Source organism: Methylacidimicrobium sp. B4, assembly GCF_017310545.1.
Lineage (GTDB): Bacteria > Verrucomicrobiota > Verrucomicrobiia > Methylacidiphilales > Methylacidiphilaceae > Methylacidimicrobium.
This window is the reverse complement of sequence record NZ_CP066203.1, coordinates 1872558-1890517: the sequence shown is the minus strand read 5'-3', so window position 1 is coordinate 1890517 and position 17960 is coordinate 1872558. Positions and strand designations below refer to the sequence as shown.

The window sequence follows — 17960 nt, the reverse complement described above, 5'->3', positions numbered from 1 at the left end:
AGTTCCCTTTCGGCCGTGTGGTATGGTGGAGGCGTCTATGCAGATTCGAGCGGATCTCCATTGTCATTCCCATTTTTCTTCCGACGGGGTCTCCCCGCCGGAGGAGCTGATCCGCGTGGCTCGCCAGAAGGGATTGAACGCCATTGCGTTGACCGACCACAACAGCTGTGCGGGCATCGACTACCTCGAATCGCAGGGCCTGCTCCGCGCCGACGGACGGCCCGTCGACGGCTTCCTCGTCATCCCGGGGCAGGAGATCAGTACTCGCGAAGGCCATCTCCTGGCTCTGGGCGTCCGGCTGCCCGACCTCCACGGCATTGCCGCCTCGGACGCCGCGTCCCTGATCCGGAACCAGGGTGGATTTTCGATCGCCCCGCATCCCTTCGATTATTTTCGCGCCGGCATCCGGAGCCGGACGCTCGACACCCTTTCCCTCGATGCGATCGAGGTCTTCAATGCGGCAGCGACACTGCGCCGGAGCAACCGCCAGGCCTTTCGCTACGCCAAGGAGCGGGGGCTCCCGATGGTCGCGGCCAGCGATGCCCATGAAGCCGAGGCGGTCGGAACCGCCTACGTGATCTTGGAGGCGGAGGAGTTTTCGGTGGCGGGGGTCTTCGCCGCGCTTCGCCAAAAGTCATCCAGGCTCGAAGAGCACTACATCAAGGCGCAAGAGGCCTTGCGAAAGACCTGGCACAATGTCTTTCGCTTTCACCATCATCGCGTTTCTGCAACCTCGGGCAGAGGCGAATGAGTGCTGCGTTAATCTCCGTATCGGACAAGACCGGGATCCTCCCGCTGGCACATGCGCTCACCCAGGCCGGCATGACCATCCTTTCGACCGGGGGGACGGCGGTCGCCCTCCGCAATGCCCACATCCCTGTCGAGGATCTCGAGGGGGTCACGGGCTTCCCCGAGCTCCTGGGAGGCAGGGTGAAGACGCTCCATCCCAAGATTCACGGAGGCATCCTCTGGCTCCGCGGAAACGAAGAGCATGAGCGCCAGAGGCAGGCCTTCGGCCTCCCCGAGATCCGCTTCGTCGCGGTCAACCTCTATCCCTTCGGCGAAACCATCCGGAAACCGGGGGTGGCGATCGAGGAGGCGATCGAGCAGATCGACATCGGGGGCTGCGCCCTCGCCCGGAGTGCCGCCAAGAATTGCCGGGATGTGACGGTAGTGGTCGATCCTCGCGATTACCCGGAGGTCATCCGGGAGCTCGCCCGGTCGGGAGAGACGAGCCTCGGCCTACGGCAACGGTTGGCGGTCAAAGCCTTTGCCCAGGTCTCCGCCTACGACGCGGCGATCGCCGGTTACCTCCAGGAGGGCTTTGGCCTTGGCGAGCTTCCCGCCGCTTGGAGCCTGCCGCTGGTCAACGGCCAGGCGCTCCGCTATGGGGAAAACCCCCACCAGCGGGGAACGCTCTACGGGGAGTTCTGGCGCCATTTCCAGCAGCTTCATGGGAAGGAGCTCTCCTACAACAACCTGCTTGACATCGACAGTGGGGTCGGCCTGCTCGCGGATTTTCCCGTGCGACCCACGGTGGCCATCCTCAAGCACAACACCCCCTGCGGGATCGGCTCGGCCGAAACCCTGCACGAAGCCTGGGAGAAGGCGCTGGCCACCGACCGCGAGGCTCCCTTCGGCGGAGTGGTCGCAGCGAATCGACCCGTCGACCTCCCCTTCGCCGAAACCCTCTCGGGGATCTTTACGGAAGTCGTCATCGCACCGGGATTCGACCCCCAGGCGCTGGTCCTCTTGCAGAAAAAGAAGAACCTGCGGCTCCTCTGCGCCGACTTTGCCCAGGTTCCGAGCGGCCGCTTTTCCTTCCGGTCGATCGTGGCCGATTCGATCCTCGCCCAGGAACGCGACACCGCTCCTCTCTCCTCCGAAGCCCGTCAGGTCGTCAGCCGCCGCTCCCCGACCCCGGAAGAACGGGAAGCGATGGAGTTCTCCTGGAGGGTCTGCAAGCATGTGCGCTCCAACGCGATCGTCTTTGGTGCGGCGGATCGCACCCTCGGGATTGGTGCGGGGCAGATGTCCCGAGTCGATGCGGTGCGCGTGGCGATCGCCAAGGCCAAGAACGCGGGGCTCTCGCTCGCGGGAAGCGCCCTCGCCTCGGATGCCTATTTTCCTTTCCCCGATTCGGTCGTCCACGCGGCCGAGGCGGGAGCGACCGCGGTGATCCAGCCGGGAGGGAGCATTCGCGATCCGGAGGTGATTGCCGCGGCCGATGAGCGCGGGCTCGCCCTCGTCTTCACCGGGCGGCGCCACTTCCGCCATTGAGCCGCCATGGATCGCCGCAGGCGGCTAGCTCAGCTCGACCTTCCAGGAATCGACGTCGACGAACCGCCGCCAAGCTTCGGGAACGCCCGAGGATTCTGCGGCGACGAGGGGCCGCCATCGCGGCCGGCGCGGCTTGCGCAGGAGCTTCATCCCCGCCTCCTGCGGCGTCCGATTCCCTTTGCGGCTATTGCACCCGATGCAGGAACAGACGATGTTTTCCCAGACCGTCTTCCCTCCCCGCTCCCGCGGAATCACATGATCGAGGTTGAGGGAACGGTTATCGAAGCGATGGCCACAATACTGGCAGGTGTGGTTGTCCCGCTCGAAGACGTTGTGACGGGTAAATTTGACCTCCTTGCTGGGAAGCCGCTCGAAGAGAATCAGCAGGATGACGCGGGGAATCCGGATCCGAGCGGAGACCGTATGCACGATGTCGGCCCCCTCGTAGTGGCGGGAGTGCTCCGCCCACCGGGCGAAATCGAGAGAATAGAAGTCGCTCTCCTCGGCATGCACCACGTGGGCCTGTCCCTGATAGAGGAGCCCGAAAGCGCGCCGAGCAGAGCAGAGATTCACCGCCTGCCAGAGGCGGTTGAGAACGAGGACGGAACTTTCTAGCGCCGACATCGACCTTCCGCTCCTTTTAGGTAGCGACTCGGGGACCCTGTGTCAAGTCGCCAGTCGCCGGTGCGTTTCGCTCTTGCTTGGATGGTGGGCGTCTGAAAGAGTAAGAGGATCATGTCGTTGCCGATGCGACGGCGGGAAGCGCCGACCCCGCCGGATTCGGGTCTTCTGCCCGAGCCGAAAAAAGCTTGGCATTCGGTCTCGGCTCGGGCGAACGGGTCGCTCCTTCCCCTTCTGCCTTTTTTGGGATTCGACGCTCCGGATCGAGTCGTTCTTCTTCTGGATTGATTCAGGCATATTGATTCAGGCATAGACGGCTACATCTGGGAAACGGGCCGGTTGCGGCCCATCGCTTGAGGAGGCGATCGATCGTGGAATTTTATTCCCTAGGACACCACTTTCTCGGAGGAGGTGTCGTTCGGTAGAGATGAAGAGATTCTTGCAATGGCTCCTGGTCCGGCTCGTGCGGCTTGCCGTCGCCTGGCCGGGCCTGGTGCTTTCGGTCGCTATCGTCGCCACCGGATTTTCGGCCTGGGTGGTCGTGACCCGCCTCCGGGTCATCAACGACACCAATGCCCTGATCCGCGCCGATTCTCCGATTCACCGCAACTACCTCGCCTACCGACAGGAGTTTCGCGTCGCCGAGGAGTACCTCGTCACGATCCGCTCTCCCGACCCGGAGACCAACAAGCGTGCGGCGCAGGCGCTCGGGGAGCAGCTGAAGGAGCTCGCGCCGCTCGTCCGAGACGTGACCTACCGATTCGATTTCTCCAGCTTGGAAAAGAGAGCCCTCCTCTTCCTGGAGCTCGACGAGCTTGCCAAGATCGAGACGGAAGTCGACGGCTACGTCAAGGCACTGGCGGCTCAGCCCAAGATGAAGCTCAACATCGCCTCGGTGCTCTCGCAAGCGAATCAGAAGTTCGAGGCCTCCTACCTGCGGAAGAGGGAGAACTGGACCGAGTTCAAGCCGTTCATTGGACGGTTCGTCAGCATGCTCAACGCGATGGCGGATGCGGTCGCGCAAAGCCCGGCTCCGGCAGCAGCCGCCCCGGCCACGAGCAACGGGGGAAAGCAGCCCGGCCATCCTCCCGAGGACGACCTCGCCCGCCTGCAAGCCGGAGACATCCAGAAGCTGATCGCCGATCACGAGTATATCTCCTATGAAGACGGCCATCTCTTCCTGGTGACCGCCGCTCCGGGACCCGACGCGCTCGATGGTGCCGGACGGACGGAGGCCGTTCACAAGATCCGCGAGATCCTCAAGTATCTGGGTGCCGACTACCCCGAAGTCTCCTTCGCGCTGACGGGAGAGCCGGTCCTCGATGAGGATCAGCTCGAGCAGAGCTCCACCGACAGCCTCCACGCGGCGGAGCTCGCCTTTGGGCTGGTGGCACTCCTCTTCCTTCTCAGCTACCGCGAGCTGCGACGGCCGGGGCTGGGGCTGCTCGTCCTGGTCATGGCGCTTTTCTGGTCGCTGGCCTTCGGCATCCTCGTCATCGGCCATCTGAACATCATCTCCCAAGCATTCGTGGCGATGGTGCTCGGCATGGGGATCGACTTCAGCATTCAAGTCATGGGCCGATATGAGGAGGAGCTGGCACACGGCCGCTCGGTCGCCGAAGCACTCGAGATCACCGCGGCGCACACCGGGGTCGCCGTGGTCACGGGGGGGAGCACGACGGCCGTCGCCTTCTTCACGATGTGCTTCAACGACTTCGTCGGCCTGCGGGAGTTCGGGATCATCGCGGGCTCCGGCATTCTCTTTTGCCTGGCCGGAAGCCTCTTGGTCCTTCCGGCCGCCTACGCCTGGATCGACCGGAAGAAGGCGGTCGGACATCTCCGGGAAGCCGCCCTGCGGTCGCACTGGTCCTCGCCGTCGTGGCTCCATCGGACTCTCTTCTGCGCGCCGCGAACGATCCTCGCCGCCGCTCTGCTGGCATCCGCCGGAGCTGCCTGGCTCGCCCCTCGCGTCGGATTCGACTACAACCTCCTGGACCTCCAGGACCCGACGCTCGAATCGGTCCGGGAGGAAGAGGCGCTGGTCAACTCTCCCGCCCGCGCCTTTCTCTTCGGCCTTTCGATTGCGGACAACGAGGAGCAGGCCGCCAAGAGGATCCGCGCCTTCGGAGCGCTTCCGACCGTGAGCGAGGTCCACTCTCTCTCCTCGGTCCTCCCGGAAAGGCAGGAGGAGAAGCAGGCGGTCGTCCGCCGCATCGTCCGGCGGGTCCAGTCGATTCCGCTCGATCGGGAGCCGCCCCCCTTCGATGGGCAGCAGGTGCGAATGGCCGTGGGAGAGCTGCTTGCCAAGTCGAGGGAAGGGCTCACGGCGGCCAAGCGGTATGTGGCTCTGGCCCAGCAGGCTCGCGACGCGGTCGAAGTCTTCGGCATGCTGATTCCCGCTCTCGAGCGGCTCGAGGGAGCGATCGCGAACCTCCCGCCGGAGGAGCTCGACTCCCGGCTGCGCATGGCCAATCAGCGGGTGTTTGGATCGATGCAGAGCGGGCTCTCGTGGCTCCGCGCCCAGGACACCAGCCGCGGGGTGAGCGTGTCGGATCTCCCATCCGAGATCGCCCATCGCTTTCTTTCGCCTCACGGAAAGATCCTGATCGAAGTGCTCCCCAAGGAAAATGTCTGGAACCGCGACGCCGACGTCCGCTTCGTCCGCGATCTGCGAACCGTCGATCCCAACGTGACCGGAACGCCCGTCCAGAACTATGAGTACATCGAGCTCTTGCGATCGAGCTATGTGCAGGCCGCCGAGTGGGCCTTCGCCGCGATCGTGATCCTGATCGCCATCCGATTCCAGCACCTGGGCTACAGCGTCCTGGCCATCCTCCCGCTCGGCATGGCCGTGCTTTGGACCCTCGGCACCATGGTCCTCTTCCACGTTCCGTTCAACCCGGCGAACATCATCACCCTCCCGCTCGCGATCGGAGCGGGGGTCGCCTACGGCATCTACACGGTCGACCGGTTCTGCGAGAGCGGAAACGCCGCACTCTTTTCCAGCAGCACCGGAAAGGCGATCCTGCTTTCGGGATTGACCGCGGTAATCGGCTTCGGATCGCTCATGATCAGCTCCTATCGAGGACTCTTCGGCCTGGGGCTTCTCATGACGCTCTCGATCGGCTTCTGCCTGATCGCCAGCCTGATCGTCCTTCCGCAGCTCTTCTGGCTCGTCTGCCGGCGTCGCGAGGCGAAGGGGCAGACGCCCGCGGCCGCTCCCCCGGAGATTTCACGCGCCCCCGGCGGCGATCTCCAAGTGCTGCCCGAGGAAGCGCGGGCGCGCAACGGGCGCATCTAAGAGGCGGGCGAGAGCACCGGTTACCGCGCGCGCCGCCAGACGAAGCGCAAGGGCCGTTCGGCCCACTCCTGCGCATAAGCAACCCCGATCCGGGGGGTACAGAGAATCTCCTTCTCCGGGATCGTGAGCCCGAGGTCCTCGACCCAAAGGGTTTCCCCCAGCAGGGAGAGACCGTTATGGGCCAAATTGACTCCGAGGGCCTCGCAAACCTTGGCTGGACCGTTGGTCCATTCGCGCTCCGGCACCGCCCCCCTTCTCTTTCGAACCAGGGAGCGGCCTTCCTCGATCCGGATGCCACGGATCAGCACGGCCTGGGGGATTCCTTCCGGACCGGTCACGAAGTTGAGCAGATGGTGTAGGCCGTAGCAAAAGTAGACGTAGGCTACTCCTCCGGCGCGGAAGAGCATCCGGGTACGCCTCGTCTTGCGGTTCCCATACGCGTGGCAGGCTTTATCTTCCACACCCCCATAGGCTTCGGTCTCGCAGATGAGCCCGCTGACCCGTCCTTCCGGCGAGGAGGAGACCAGCCGTTTGCCGAGGAAGAAGCGCGCCCGGTCGGCCGGATCGGCCGGGAGGAACTCCTCCTGGGTGAGCTTCCGCCCCCGAATCATGGACGTCGACCGATCAGCCGATCGGCACGGGAATCGGCCTCCTCCGCTCGAAGCGGACGAGCTCTCGGTAACCCACTTCCCGGACCAGGCCGAGCGCCAGGTCAAAGCGGTACCCGACTTCGTCCGGACGGTGGGCGTCGGAGCTCAGGAGCACGGGGATATGGCGACGGAAGGCCATTTCCAGGAAGCGCTTTGCCGGATAGATCTCCCGGGCTTCCTTGCGAAGCCCCGCCGTGCTCACCTCGATGGCCAGACCCGCGTCGGCGATGGCATCGACCGCATCGCGATAGTAGCTGGTCAGATCTCCGGGAGGCTTCCGCCCGAACTTCTTCACCAGATCGGGATGGGCGAGAAAATCGAAGAGCCCCGAGCCGGCCATGCGGGCGTAGGCGGCGAAGTAGAGCCGCCAGACCTCCTCGACGGGCTTTTCTTCCCACTTGGCCAACTTGGCCGGGTTGTCGATGTCCCAATGGGGATCCACGTAGTGGACCGAACCGATCAGGTAGTCCCAATCCGCCTGCTGGGCCAGATGCCGCAGATGATCCTCATAGCCGGGAAGGAAGTCGCACTCGAGCCCGAGGCGGATGGGAAACTCTCCCGCCTCGGACCTCGCCTCCTCGACGAGGGCGAGATAGCCCGGCAGCTCCTCGGGCCCCATCCGCCAATCATCGAATGCGGTTGGCATCGGGTTGTGGTCGCTGAATCCCAGCTCGCCCAGGCCGACTTCCCGGGCCCGCCGGACATACTCCGCGGGGCTCCCCACGGCATGCCGGCAGAGGGGAGTATGGGTGTGGTAGTCGAAAAGCATGGGCCTTAGCGAGAGACACCGGGGAAAGCGCCCCGGTCGAGGACGCCGACCGCCTTGGCGAGCTCCGCGTGCGTGTTGTAGAAATGGGGAGAAAAGCGGAGATACGGCTTCCCTTGCCGATCCCACCGGAGCGAGACGACGATCTCTTGCTCCTTGAGAAGCCGGACGCCCGCGGCAAGGTCGATCCGGTCATGGGTCGCCGTCACGATCCCGGATCGGGCCTCCTCGGGAAACTCCTCCGCGAGGAGCCGCCATCCGCGCTTGCGAAGCCCTTCGGCCAGGAAGGCATGGAGGGAGAGGAGCCGCTCCCGAATCGCCTCGATCCCTAGCTCCAGGAGGAGCTCGATCGAAGCCCGCATGCCCAGGATGCCCAACGCATAGAGCGCCCCGCATTCGTAGCGCCGCGCGCCCGCCTCGCACTCGATCTGGGGCTGCGCAATGAAGCCCGGCGACCGGATGTTCCAGGCGCCCACGAGCGCCGGCCGGAGGAGGTCCTGCCGCTCCTTGCGGACGTAGAAGATGCCCGCTCCGAGCGGGCCCAGGAGCCACTTGTGGGAGTCGGCGCTCAGGAAGTCGCAGTAGGCCGCGTCCATGGGGGCGGCACCGAGCGACTGGATCCCGTCGAGGCAGAAGAGCACGCCGCGCCTGCGGAGCTCTGCCCCGATCGTCCGGTAATCGAGGAGGTAGCCCGAGAGAAAGTGGCAGGAGGCGAGCGCTACCAGGCGGGTTCTTGGGCCGACCGCCTCGAGCACCAGCTCCGGGGTGAGCTGGCCCAAGGTGTCGGGCTCGAGCCGAACCAGCTTGACCCCGCGTTCGGCCAGTCGCATCCAGGGATAGACGTTGGCCGGATAGTCGTCCGGGTAGAACACCACCTCGTCGCCCGGCCGAAAGTCGATCCCCTGCGCCACCAGGTTCAGGCCGAAGGCGGTCGGACCGACCAGCGCGATCTCCGTCGGATCGGCCTGCAAGAGCCGAGCCGCGACCTGGCGGCTCTCTTCGATCTCCCGAAGCAGCGCTTCGGTCTCCTGCTCCTGGCTTGCCCCCTCCTCGGCCGCCATCCGGATCCGCTCGACGGCCCGCTGCGTGATCGGGGCGACGCCCGCATGGGCAAGAAAGGTCTTCCGCCGGGTCACCGGAAAGAGCCGGGACCGCAAATCGGCGTCATTGACAATCTGCTCGATGGTCATCGCGTCAGTACGCTCGCGGGAAGCTTTTCCCGAATCCGGCACACCGCTTCGATCACCGCAGCGGCTGCAAGATCGATCTCCTCCTCGGTCTGATTCCATCCGAGGGAGAAGCGGACGCTGGCAAAGGCCTCACGTGGGCTGAGCCCCATGGCAACGAGGACGCGCGAGGGCTTAGCGCTCCCGGTGCTGCAGGCGGATCCGCCCGAAGCCTGGATGCCTTGACGATCGAGCTCGAGAAGCAGGGCTTCCGATTCGATGTTCGCAAAACAGAGATTGGAGGTGTTCGGGACCCGCTCGGTCGGATGCCCGTTGATCCGGACGTCGACCAGTCCCGACAGGATCGCCTGCTCGAACCGGTCGCGCAGCTTCCCGACTCGGGCCCCATACTGTTCGACCCGCTCCGCCGCAAGCTCGGCAGCTCGACCCATGCCGACGATCGCTGCGACGTTCTCGGTGCCCGCGCGCCGACCGCGCTCCTGGCTCCCTCCCCACAAAAAGGGGCGAAAGGGGACGCCGTCCCGAACGTAGAGGGCACCCACGCCCTTGGGGCCCCCGAACTTGTGGGCGGAGACCGAAAGGAAGTCGACGGGAATCTCGGATACGTCGACGGGCACCTTGGCGGTCGCCTGGACGGCATCGGTGTGAAAGAGCACCCCGTGGGCTCGGCAGATCTCGCTCACCTCCCGAATGGGAAAGAGCACCCCGGTCTCGTTGTTCGCCGTCATGACGGAGACGACCGCCGTCTCCGAGCCGATCGCTCGAGCCACCTCTGCGGGGTCGAGCCGCCCGTCGGCTCCGACCGGGATCCATCGGACGCGGTACCCGTCCTTCTCCAGCTCCTGGCAGAGACGATAGATGGCCGGATGCTCCACCAGGGTGGTCACCAGCTCCCGCTTTCCCGAGGTGCGGAGGGCTGACCAGAGAGCGGTATTGTCAGACTCGGTGCCCCCACCTGTGAAGAGGATCTCCTCCTCGCGGCCGCCCAGAAGCCGCGCGACACGCCGCCGGGCCGACCGGAGGGCTTGCTTGGACTCCTGCCCCAGGGAGTAGGCGCTCGAAGGGTTGCCGTAATAGACGGAAAGGAAGGGGACCATCTCCCGAGCCACCTCGGGCAGTACCGCCGTCGTCGCATTGTGATCCAAGTAGATCGCTCGCCTGCTCACGCCCTGCTCCTAGATACTCCGCCCGTCCATTCCCCTGGCGGGATGCGGGGAGCCCGCACTCCTGCACCAGAGGAAACACTTTCGGAGCGGAGGCGCCGCTTGTCAATCCTCCTCCCATCGGGAGCCCGGCAGGCCCTCAGCCGAGTCCCAGGCCGAAGGCGACCAGTCCCGCGCCGATCGCGAGCGCGCCCCAGGCGGCGATCCGCAGGAGGGTCGAATGGAGCAAGGGCTCGCAGACCCGATCTCGGAAGAGATGGGGGAGGCAGACGAAGAGGATCCCGGCGATTACCCAAAGATAGGCGAGGAGCACCACGGCGATCTTCCCGGGACGATCGCTCAGGAAGGCGGCATCGAGCAGGACGTTCGCCCCCAGCAGCAGGAGGATCGAAAACCCACGGACCGAGGGAAAATCGTCGAGGAGCCAGATTGCAAGCGCCCCGAGCGTCAAGGATGCGAAGAAGAGACCCGAACGGATCCATGCATACTCCCCGAGGTCGATCGTGGCGCAGAGCGTCGCCGCCCAGGCGGTACCGGCCCCCAGCAGGATCCGTCCGAGGGTGCGGTTCCTTGGGAAGCGCTGCAGGAACCCCTGGGTTCCCACAGGGAAAAAGAGCGCCAGCCCTCCGCCCAGGACGTGGAGCAGGCCGACGAGCAGAGCCACCGGGCTCAAGGGAACGTGGTAGATCATCTCTGCCTCATGTCGGCTCCTGCTGCGTAATGCAGTGGAGGCCGCCAAATCCCCACACGAGGTCGCGAGCGGCCACGGGGACCGCCGGACGGTCGCGCACGAGCGCACCCAAGATCTCCCCCGCTACGGCGTCCATGGGATCACCGAAGGCCGGGTAGAGCAGGGCGTCGTTGGCAAAGTAGAAGTTTGCGTAGGACGCGGGAAGCCTCGTCTCCCCTTCGTAGATCGCCGACGGCATCGGAAGCGCGACCACGCGCAGGCGTGCGGGGCCCCTTTCCGCCTCCGCCAGCAGCCGGGCGAAGTTCTCTTCGAGCGGGCCATGGTTCGGATCCTGGGGGTCCTGGGCGCGCACCGCCACGATGGTGGATCGATCGACAAAACGGGCGATCTCGTCGACATGGCCATCGGTGTCATCGCCCACGATTTCCCCCTCGAGCCAGATGACCCGATCCGCACCGAGATAGTCGCGCAGCGCCGCTTCCATCCGCTCCCGCGTCATTCCCGGATTGCGGACCGGATCGAGGAGGCAGCGGGTGCCCACGAGGAAAAGCCCCTCTCCGTTGGTGTCGATCGCCCCTCCTTCCAGGACGATCCCGGGCTCGAAGCAGCGCATCCCCAGGAAGGAGGCGGCCCGCTGTGGCACCAGGTCGTCCAGAGAATAGGGCGGATACTTCTTCCCCCAGGCATCGTAACCCCAGTCGACGATGGCGGTCTCCCATCCGTTTTGCACGAAGATCGGTCCGTGATCGCGACACCAGGGCTCGTAGGCGGGACTCTCGTAGAGGAGGACCCTCCGTCCGATCGCAAGGCCTCTTGATTCGAGGAGCTCCTGGATCGATCGTCGCTGCTGGCGGGAAAAACAGTTGATCCGGACAAGCTCCCCAGAAGAAAGGAGCCGGACCAGATCGGCCCAGAAGGAGGCCATGGCCTTCTCCTTCCCGGGGAAGCTGATCCCCTCCTCGCGCGGCCAAGTCAGCCAGGTCGCACGGTGCCGCGCCCACTCGGCCGGCATGCGGAAACCGAATCTCCGAGGGATCGGCTCCCGGCTCCTCCCCTGCCGCTCGCGACCACTCTCCTCCACTACGTATTTCGTGCTCACTCCAGGAAGCGCGCGGCAATTCCTCCGTACGCATCGATGCGGCGATCACGGAGGAAGGGCCAGTGAACCCGAACGGATTCGATCAGGCCAAGGTCGAGATCGGCCAGGAGCAGCTGCTCCTCCCCCGAGGCTTCCGCGACGATCCGGCCCATCGGATCGGCCACGAAGCTCCGTCCCCAAAACTCGATCGCGCGTCCATCCGGGCCTTCCTCCCGCCCGACGCGATTCACCGCAGCGACGAAGCAGCCGTTGGCGATGGCATGGCTTCGCTGGATGGTCCGCCAGGCGTCGACCTGTGCCGCCCCTTCGCTCTCCTTCTCGTGCGGATGCCAGCCGATCGCGGTCGGGTAGAAGAGCACCTCCGCCCCCTGCAATGCGGTCAGCCGGGCCGCCTCGGGATACCACTGATCCCAGCAGACGAGCACACCCAGGCGTCCCACGGACGTCGGCCAGGCGCGAAACCCGAGATCTCCGGGGGTAAAGTAGTATTTCTCGTAATACCCGGGATCGTCCGGGATGTGCATCTTCCGGTAGCAGCCGAGCAGCCTCCCCTCCGCGTCGATCACGACCGCCGTGTTGTGGAAGAGGCCAGGAGCGCGCCGCTCGAAGAGGGAACCGATCACCACGGCCTTGGCCTTTTGCGCCTGGCCCTGCAGAAAGCGGACGGTTGGACCGTCGATCGCTTCGGCCCATGCGAAGGCCTCGAGACGCTCCTCCTGACAGAAGTAGGGGGTGGCAAAGAGCTCCTGGGTGCAGATGATTCCCGCCCCGTGCTCGGCCGCCTCCCCAAACAGCCTTTCCTGCCGACGAAGGTTGCCCTCACGGTCGGTGCCCGCTCTTGCCTGGAGAAGCGCCACGCGCACTCGATTCGGGGATGGCATCGGTTCTCGCAGCATGTTGACAGGGAGCCTCTTTACGTGGGAGCGGATTGCCTTCTCATGCTGATTTTCGGGCGGCCCGCCAAGCCTTTTTTCTGTTCTGGCTACCTCGCGAATCCACCGGATGCGCATTCCAGGCTTGGCCACGAACGTCAACGCTGCTTCACTCCTATGCGAGAATGAGAGACGGGAAGACAAGGCTGGCAGTATCCTCCCTCTGGATTCTTCTGCTCCTTCCGCTCGCGGGATGCGCCAGCATGAGCCCCATTCCGGACTCCCTGCGCAAACGAGCCAAAGGTCAGCCGCTTCTTTCACAGATCGCAGCCGATCCGGCCGCCTACCAGGGCCGAATCGTCGTCTTTGGTGGCCGGATCATCGAGACCCGCCTTTATGAGAAGGAGAGCCTGGTGCTCATCTCGCAGCGGTCGCTGACCCAGCACGACGAGCCGGTCCGAACCGCAGAATCCGGCGGTCGGATCCTCGCCGAATATCCGGGGCGTCTCGACCCGGCCGTCTACAGCCCGGGCAAGAGGATCACCGTGGCCGGGCGGGTCCTCCCCACTCCGCCTCTCTCCCACGGCCCGACCATTCGGATAGAAGGCATTCGCTTCTGCCTCTGGCCGCATGAGCCCAAGGTGATCGAAGACGTGCAGAAGAAGGAGCTCGCCGCCTACGGCTCGATCGACGAATACGGAGCCATCGAGCAGTACTGGAATCCCGTCGGCTGGGAGCCGACCGTCACGGGGTGGGGCAGCGGCTGGTGGTAGGGTTTCCTCCAGGGCGGGCTCTTAGGAGCCTTCCCAAAGCGGCTCCTCTCTCTCGCGCAGGACGCGGGCGGCGGCGGCACGAATGGTGGCGATGGCCCCGCCCAGGCTCTCGGCAACCTCGGTAGCCAGAACACCTTCTTCGACTCCCCTTGCTTGGAGCAGCCGATCGGCGGCCTGTCCATGGAGCCAGACCCCCAGCTTTGCCGCCTCCCAGGAGGGTATTCCCTGGGCAATCAGCCCGGCCACCACTCCCAGGAGCGTATCCCCCGAGCCTCCGGCGGCCAAGCCAGGATTTCCGGTGGTGTTGTACCAGAACGGTTCTCCCTTCCGGACGACGAGCGTCCGCGTGCCTTTGAGGACGAGGGTCACCGGCAGCCTCTCGACGAGCTCGCGGGCGGCCTCTTCCCTCTCCTCGTCCTTGATCTCGCGCCCGAGGAGCCGCCCCATCTCTCCCGGGTGAGGGGTAAGGATCGCCGGAAAGCGGAATCGGTCGAAGAGCGCAGGATTCCTCGCCAGAAGGGTGAGAGCATCGGCATCGAGGACCATGGGGGATTCGTTCGCTTCCACCAGATCGGCGAGGAGCTCCTCGGCCGTCCGGTCCAGGCCCAGGCCCGGTCCGATCGCTACGGCGGTCGCCCGGGCGCGGTTCGCAGAGAGGAGCGAGAGGTCCGAGATCGGAAAGACCATCGTCTCCGGCAGGCACCGGGAGGCGACGATCGGATAGATCTCCTCCCGGACTCCCAGGGTCACGAGCCCGGCGCCGACCCGGTGGGCCGCATGCGCCGCCATGGCAGGAGCCCCGGTGAACCCTCGGGAGCCTCCCAAGAGGAGAACTCGGCCGAACTGACCCTTATGGGAGTGGGCACTTCGCCTCGGAAGCCACCGGGCGAGCTCCTCGGGAACGATCGCCTCGCTCGCGGCGCTCTCCTCCCCCGTCGAGAAGATCGGAACCACCTCGATCCGGCCGACGAAGCGGGAGAGGGCTTCCCGGAAGAGAAACTCCTTACCGTAGCCGATCGTCAGGGTGAGATCGGCTACCACGGCCGGAGAAGCCGGACTCGCTCCTTCCCAGAGCCCGGAAGGCGTGTCGATCGCGATCGTCCGCAAAAACCGCCTGGCCCGCTCGGAATTGAGGGTGGCCACGAGGTCGGCCAGCGCTCCCCGAAGCTCTCCGCTCATCCCGATGCCCAGAAGGGCGTCGAGGACCAGATCGGCCGCCCCCCACGGCGGGGGAGAGCCGGAGGGGGCCGTTCGTCCGCCCTGGCGCTCCCACTCCGCCAGCTGGCGGGCGCAGAGTGCGCCTAGCTCCGCCTTCTCCGAGGAGAGGAATACCGTCGCCTCCCAACCCGCTCGGGCCAGCCTCCGGGCAATGACGAGCCCATCGCCCCCGTTGTTGCCCCGCCCGATCAGGGCAAGAACCCGCCTCTTCCCCGGGAATGCCTCGAGAATCCGCTCAGCGCACCCCTTCCCCGCCCTTTCCATCAACTCTTCCTGCGAAACTCCGTCCGACATCTCCCGTTGCTCGATCCTGCGGATGGCTGCGGTGGAAAGGATGATCATCGTTTTCGTTGACTAGCGCCTGACGCTGGTCGAGAACAAGCGAGAAGTGGCTGCGCCTACGAAGGCAAAGCGGTGGGGCCGGGCTTGCGCCGCTCCCCGCCCTGCCCTATGGTGGCTCGAGAGCAGACGGCGGCCGTAGCTCAATGGTAGAGCTCCAGATTGTGGTTCTGGCTGTTGCGGGTTCGAGTCCCGTCGGCCGCCCCGGGCTCCATTTCGCGGGAGTCCCCGTCGGGCCCATTCCCAATGCCAGAACGGAGGCCAGCAGATCGATCCAGCATCGGCGATTCGCCTGCTTGGCGAGCCACTCTGAGTGGCGGGGCGTGCGCCTACGCTTGCTCAGGATTCGACCCGCTCCGAGAAGCCACCAGATGCGGATAGGCTTGCACCCAGGACTGCGGGACCGCCTGGGGGCGTCCGTCGGCAAGGCGCACCGTGACAAGGGTCTGACGGCAGCGCACGAGGAGTGCCGGCTCTCCCTCCTTCTGCACCGAGCTCTCGATGACGAAACGCAACCGTTCCAGCCGGGCCAGCTGCGATTCGATCAGCAGGCCCTCGCCGAGCCGGGCCGGCCGCAAGTAGTCGATCTCGGTCCGCACCAGGACGGGCACGATGCCCGACCTTCCCATTTCCCCGAGGCTCCAGCCGAGCTTCTCGGCCAGCTCCGAACGGGCCACCTCGACCAGGCGCAAGTAGGCCACGTTATGGACGACTCCGGCCGCATCCGTATCGAAGTAGTAGACTTTGAGGCGCGTCTGGATCCGGGGCTCGGGCGGCAGGCCGGTCATGGCTTTTTCTGCCACGATCGCGGAAGCGCCAAAAGGGGAAAAAGGGCCGAGAAGCTCTCTTCGGTACCAAGGAGTCTCGCCAGAAGGGAAGAATCGGGATAGAAAGTCGTCCATGTCCTGGCAGATTCGACCTCCGCTCCAGAAGATCGTTTCGGGCGGGCAGACCGGGGCCGATCGAGCGGCTCTCGATTGGGCGATTGCGCACGGCCTTTCCGTGGGAGGATGGTGTCCGCTCGGCCGGCGCGCCGAGGATGGCATGATCCCCGAGCACTACCCGCTCGAAGAGACCCCCAGAGACGATTATGCGGAGCGCACCTGCTGGAATGTGCGGGACAGCGAGGGAACGGTCATCTTCACCGTTGCTGCGGGGTTGAGTAGCGGCTCCCGCCTCACCGCGGAAGAAGCCGAGCGTCTCCGCAAGCCCTGGCTCCACCTGCACGGGAGTAGTGCGTGCCCGGCAGAGAGATTGCAGGCTTTCCTGGAAGAGCACCAGATCCGCGTGCTCAATGTCGCTGGCTCCCGCGGCAGCCGCGAGCCGGGCGTAGGCCGACTCGTCTGGCTCACCTTGGAGGAAGCCCTCGTTCCCTCGTTTCCCGCGCCAGATTTCCGGGCGGCGGGACGGACGGAGGGTTGGGGCACGAAGGGGGACGCGATCGAGATCCATGGGCTTTGGCTCGAAAGCCGGATCGGGATTACGGAGGCGGAACGGAGCCGGCCACAGCCTCTCCGGGTCTCCCTCCGCCTGGAAATCGACGACCTTTCCCGGGCCGCCCGTTCCGATCGCCTCGAGGAGACTCTCGACTACGACGAGCTCGCCCGCGAGGTCCGGCGCGTCGCCGCCTCCCCTCCCCGGAATCTCCTGGAAAGGTTGGCCGAGGAGATTGCGGAAGTCGTCCTTCGCCACCCGAAGGTGGGGAGCGTCTCGCTGATGCTCGAAAAGTTCCCGCTCCCCCATGCGGAAGGGGTTGCCATATCGCTGAGGCGCTTTCGCGGCGAAGCCCCAAGCGAGCCCGGGCGGAAAGCCACCCGAGCTACGGATTCGCTGTCGCAGCCGCTCCCGCTCCGCTAAGCTCTTTTGAGAGAATTGGATCATGAAGGTCTTGGTGACAGGCATGGTGGCCGGGATGAGCGACGCCGCCTATTTGCAAAAGGTCGTCGCCCTCGGGAAGGAGAATGGTAAGGAGATCCGGCTCTTCGATGCGGTGGGCGAGTTCACCAAGCATGGGAAAAAGCCGCTGGAACGTCTCTTGGGGACGACCGACTACGTCTTCGAGCTCACTCGCGAGCGGGAGTATGAGAAGATCGGCTACGAGATCGCCAAGCATGGATACCCCGATGTGATCGTGCGCCTGCCCGCGACCATCGAATGGAACCGGATCAACCGGAAGTTCAAGGACCAGCGGATCCTCCGGGATTTCATCGCCCCGGATGCGGTCGTGACCTTGATCGAAGCAGAGTGGGTCATCAAGAAGGAGCTGGAGTCTTGCGATCCACCCGATCGCTTCCTCCGGACCCTCAAGGAACGCCACCACACGATCTACGAGATTCTTTCCTGGATGAACGAGGAGGTTTCGCTCTCCGAGGATTGGGCACGGTATATGGGGATCCCCCATTACGTCCTCGCCGTCAACGAACCGGCGGATGCCCTCTACAAGCTGGTCCGCTATCCCAAGCCGTGGGTGGTCTACGTCAGTTACTCGATGACGCATGCCGAGTCGGCGATGCGGCGCACAGTCGACGACGTGATCCACCGTCTGCGGGAGTACGCGGTCGTCATCGATCCGCAAACGGTCGAGATCGCCCGCGAGTTCGACTCTCCCATCGATCGCGAGGTCATCTACGCCTATACCGTCCACCGCGACCTGCACTGGTATGTGGGCAAGGTCCATGCTGTCGTTGCGATCCACCCCTATCCGGAGCGCCCGCCCCTTTCCGCAGGCATGATGGATGAGCTCGGTCATGCCCGGGACTACATGAAGGCCCGCTACATGATCTTCCCGGGAGGGTTCTCTCCCTTCACCACCGACTCCTACGTGGAAAAGGGGCACCTCTTCGAATCCGCCGACGAGTTCTTCCGCTATTTGGAGGAGGTCGAAAAGCGCCCGAGATTCACCGAACGGCTCGAGGTGCAGGGCGAGATTGGCTTCGCGGCCAGCAAGGAGTCCGCAAGATGAGGCTGGCCGGGAAAGGCTCGGTCTGTGGCGAGCACGGG

At 65.2% G+C, this 17960-nt stretch carries 16 protein-coding genes and 1 tRNA gene; 7 read left to right on the top strand and 10 right to left on the bottom strand.

The window, feature by feature from the left end; translation table 11 throughout:
* Positions 1-37: 37 nt before the first annotated feature.
* Both MacB4_RS08950 and purH read left to right on the top strand, forming a co-directional pair.
* Entirely contained in the window at positions 38-751 is a 714-nt protein-coding gene (locus tag MacB4_RS08950) for a PHP domain-containing protein (RefSeq protein WP_206863504.1), read from the top strand.
* Positions 748-2280: a bifunctional phosphoribosylaminoimidazolecarboxamide formyltransferase/IMP cyclohydrolase gene (purH, locus tag MacB4_RS08945; RefSeq protein WP_206863503.1), complete on the top strand. Its 1533-nt coding sequence runs from the start codon at positions 748-750 to the stop codon at positions 2278-2280. The genes MacB4_RS08950 and purH overlap by 4 nt, the downstream gene beginning before the upstream one ends.
* Before the next feature lie 24 nt (positions 2281-2304).
* On the opposite strand, the gene MacB4_RS08940 is transcribed toward purH, so the two are convergent.
* Positions 2305-2904, bottom strand: a complete 600-nt coding sequence (locus MacB4_RS08940; protein ID WP_206863502.1) for an HNH endonuclease — start codon at positions 2902-2904, stop codon at positions 2305-2307.
* Positions 2905-3328: 424 nt separating this feature from the next.
* Between MacB4_RS08940 and MacB4_RS08935 the strand changes: the two genes are divergently transcribed.
* Positions 3329-6202 carry an MMPL family transporter gene (locus MacB4_RS08935; protein ID WP_206863501.1) on the top strand — a complete coding sequence of 958 codons (2874 nt, stop codon included), beginning with the start codon at positions 3329-3331 and terminating at the stop codon, positions 6200-6202.
* Positions 6203-6222: 20 nt separating this feature from the next.
* Here the strand turns inward: MacB4_RS08935 and MacB4_RS08930 are convergent, their stop codons facing one another.
* The 7 genes from MacB4_RS08930 to MacB4_RS08900 all read right to left on the bottom strand — a co-directional run bounded on the left by MacB4_RS08930 (position 6223) and on the right by MacB4_RS08900 (position 12654).
* Positions 6223-6813 (bottom strand): DNA-3-methyladenine glycosylase, encoded by a 591-nt coding sequence (locus MacB4_RS08930; RefSeq protein ID WP_206863500.1) that lies wholly within the window; start codon positions 6811-6813, stop codon positions 6223-6225.
* Between the two features lie 13 nt (positions 6814-6826).
* On the bottom strand, positions 6827-7621 hold the full coding sequence (locus MacB4_RS08925; protein WP_206863499.1) for a histidinol-phosphatase HisJ family protein: 795 nt from the start codon (positions 7619-7621) through the stop codon (positions 6827-6829).
* A gap of 5 nt (positions 7622-7626) precedes the next feature.
* On the bottom strand, positions 7627-8808 hold the full coding sequence (locus MacB4_RS08920; RefSeq protein WP_206863498.1) for an aminotransferase class V-fold PLP-dependent enzyme: 1182 nt from the start codon (positions 8806-8808) through the stop codon (positions 7627-7629).
* The gene (locus tag MacB4_RS08915) at positions 8805-9971 is read right to left on the bottom strand and encodes a cysteine desulfurase family protein (RefSeq protein ID WP_206863497.1); all 1167 of its coding nucleotides are present in this window, start codon (positions 9969-9971) and stop codon (positions 8805-8807) included. The genes MacB4_RS08920 and MacB4_RS08915 overlap by 4 nt, the downstream gene beginning before the upstream one ends.
* A 136-nt stretch (positions 9972-10107) precedes the next feature.
* The gene (locus tag MacB4_RS08910) at positions 10108-10659 is read right to left on the bottom strand and encodes a hypothetical protein (protein WP_206863496.1); all 552 of its coding nucleotides are present in this window, start codon (positions 10657-10659) and stop codon (positions 10108-10110) included.
* A 7-nt stretch (positions 10660-10666) separates the two neighbouring features.
* The gene (locus MacB4_RS08905; RefSeq protein WP_242529210.1) at positions 10667-11758 is read right to left on the bottom strand and encodes an agmatine/peptidylarginine deiminase; all 1092 of its coding nucleotides are present in this window, start codon (positions 11756-11758) and stop codon (positions 10667-10669) included.
* Positions 11755-12654, bottom strand: a complete 900-nt coding sequence (locus MacB4_RS08900) for a carbon-nitrogen hydrolase (protein ID WP_370569353.1) — start codon at positions 12652-12654, stop codon at positions 11755-11757. The genes MacB4_RS08905 and MacB4_RS08900 overlap by 4 nt, the downstream gene beginning before the upstream one ends.
* A gap of 161 nt (positions 12655-12815) precedes the next feature.
* On the opposite strand from MacB4_RS08900, the gene MacB4_RS08895 reads away from it, so the two are divergent.
* Positions 12816-13403: a Slp family lipoprotein gene (locus tag MacB4_RS08895; RefSeq protein WP_255551656.1), complete on the top strand. Its 588-nt coding sequence runs from the start codon at positions 12816-12818 to the stop codon at positions 13401-13403.
* Positions 13404-13424: 21 nt separating this feature from the next.
* On the opposite strand, the gene MacB4_RS08890 is transcribed toward MacB4_RS08895, so the two are convergent.
* The gene (locus tag MacB4_RS08890) at positions 13425-14963 is read right to left on the bottom strand and encodes an NAD(P)H-hydrate dehydratase (RefSeq protein ID WP_206863494.1); all 1539 of its coding nucleotides are present in this window, start codon (positions 14961-14963) and stop codon (positions 13425-13427) included.
* Positions 14964-15092: 129 nt separating this feature from the next.
* On the opposite strand from MacB4_RS08890, the gene MacB4_RS08885 reads away from it, so the two are divergent.
* Positions 15093-15164 (top strand) — tRNA-His (locus MacB4_RS08885).
* Positions 15165-15289: 125 nt separating this feature from the next.
* Here MacB4_RS08885 and MacB4_RS08880 read toward each other — a convergent pair.
* Positions 15290-15862 carry a thioesterase family protein gene (locus MacB4_RS08880; protein WP_242529209.1) on the bottom strand — a complete coding sequence of 191 codons (573 nt, stop codon included), beginning with the start codon at positions 15860-15862 and terminating at the stop codon, positions 15290-15292.
* On the opposite strand from MacB4_RS08880, the gene MacB4_RS08875 reads away from it, so the two are divergent.
* Together MacB4_RS08875 and MacB4_RS08870 are read left to right on the top strand one after the other, a co-directional pair.
* Positions 15861-16817: a YpsA SLOG family protein gene (locus MacB4_RS08875; RefSeq protein WP_206863493.1), complete on the top strand. Its 957-nt coding sequence runs from the start codon at positions 15861-15863 to the stop codon at positions 16815-16817. The genes MacB4_RS08880 and MacB4_RS08875 overlap by 2 nt on opposite strands.
* 22 nt (positions 16818-16839) lie before the next feature.
* Positions 16840-17922, top strand: coding sequence for a hypothetical protein (locus MacB4_RS08870; protein WP_206863492.1), 1083 nt, complete (start codon positions 16840-16842; stop codon positions 17920-17922).
* Positions 17923-17960 lie beyond the last annotated feature (38 nt).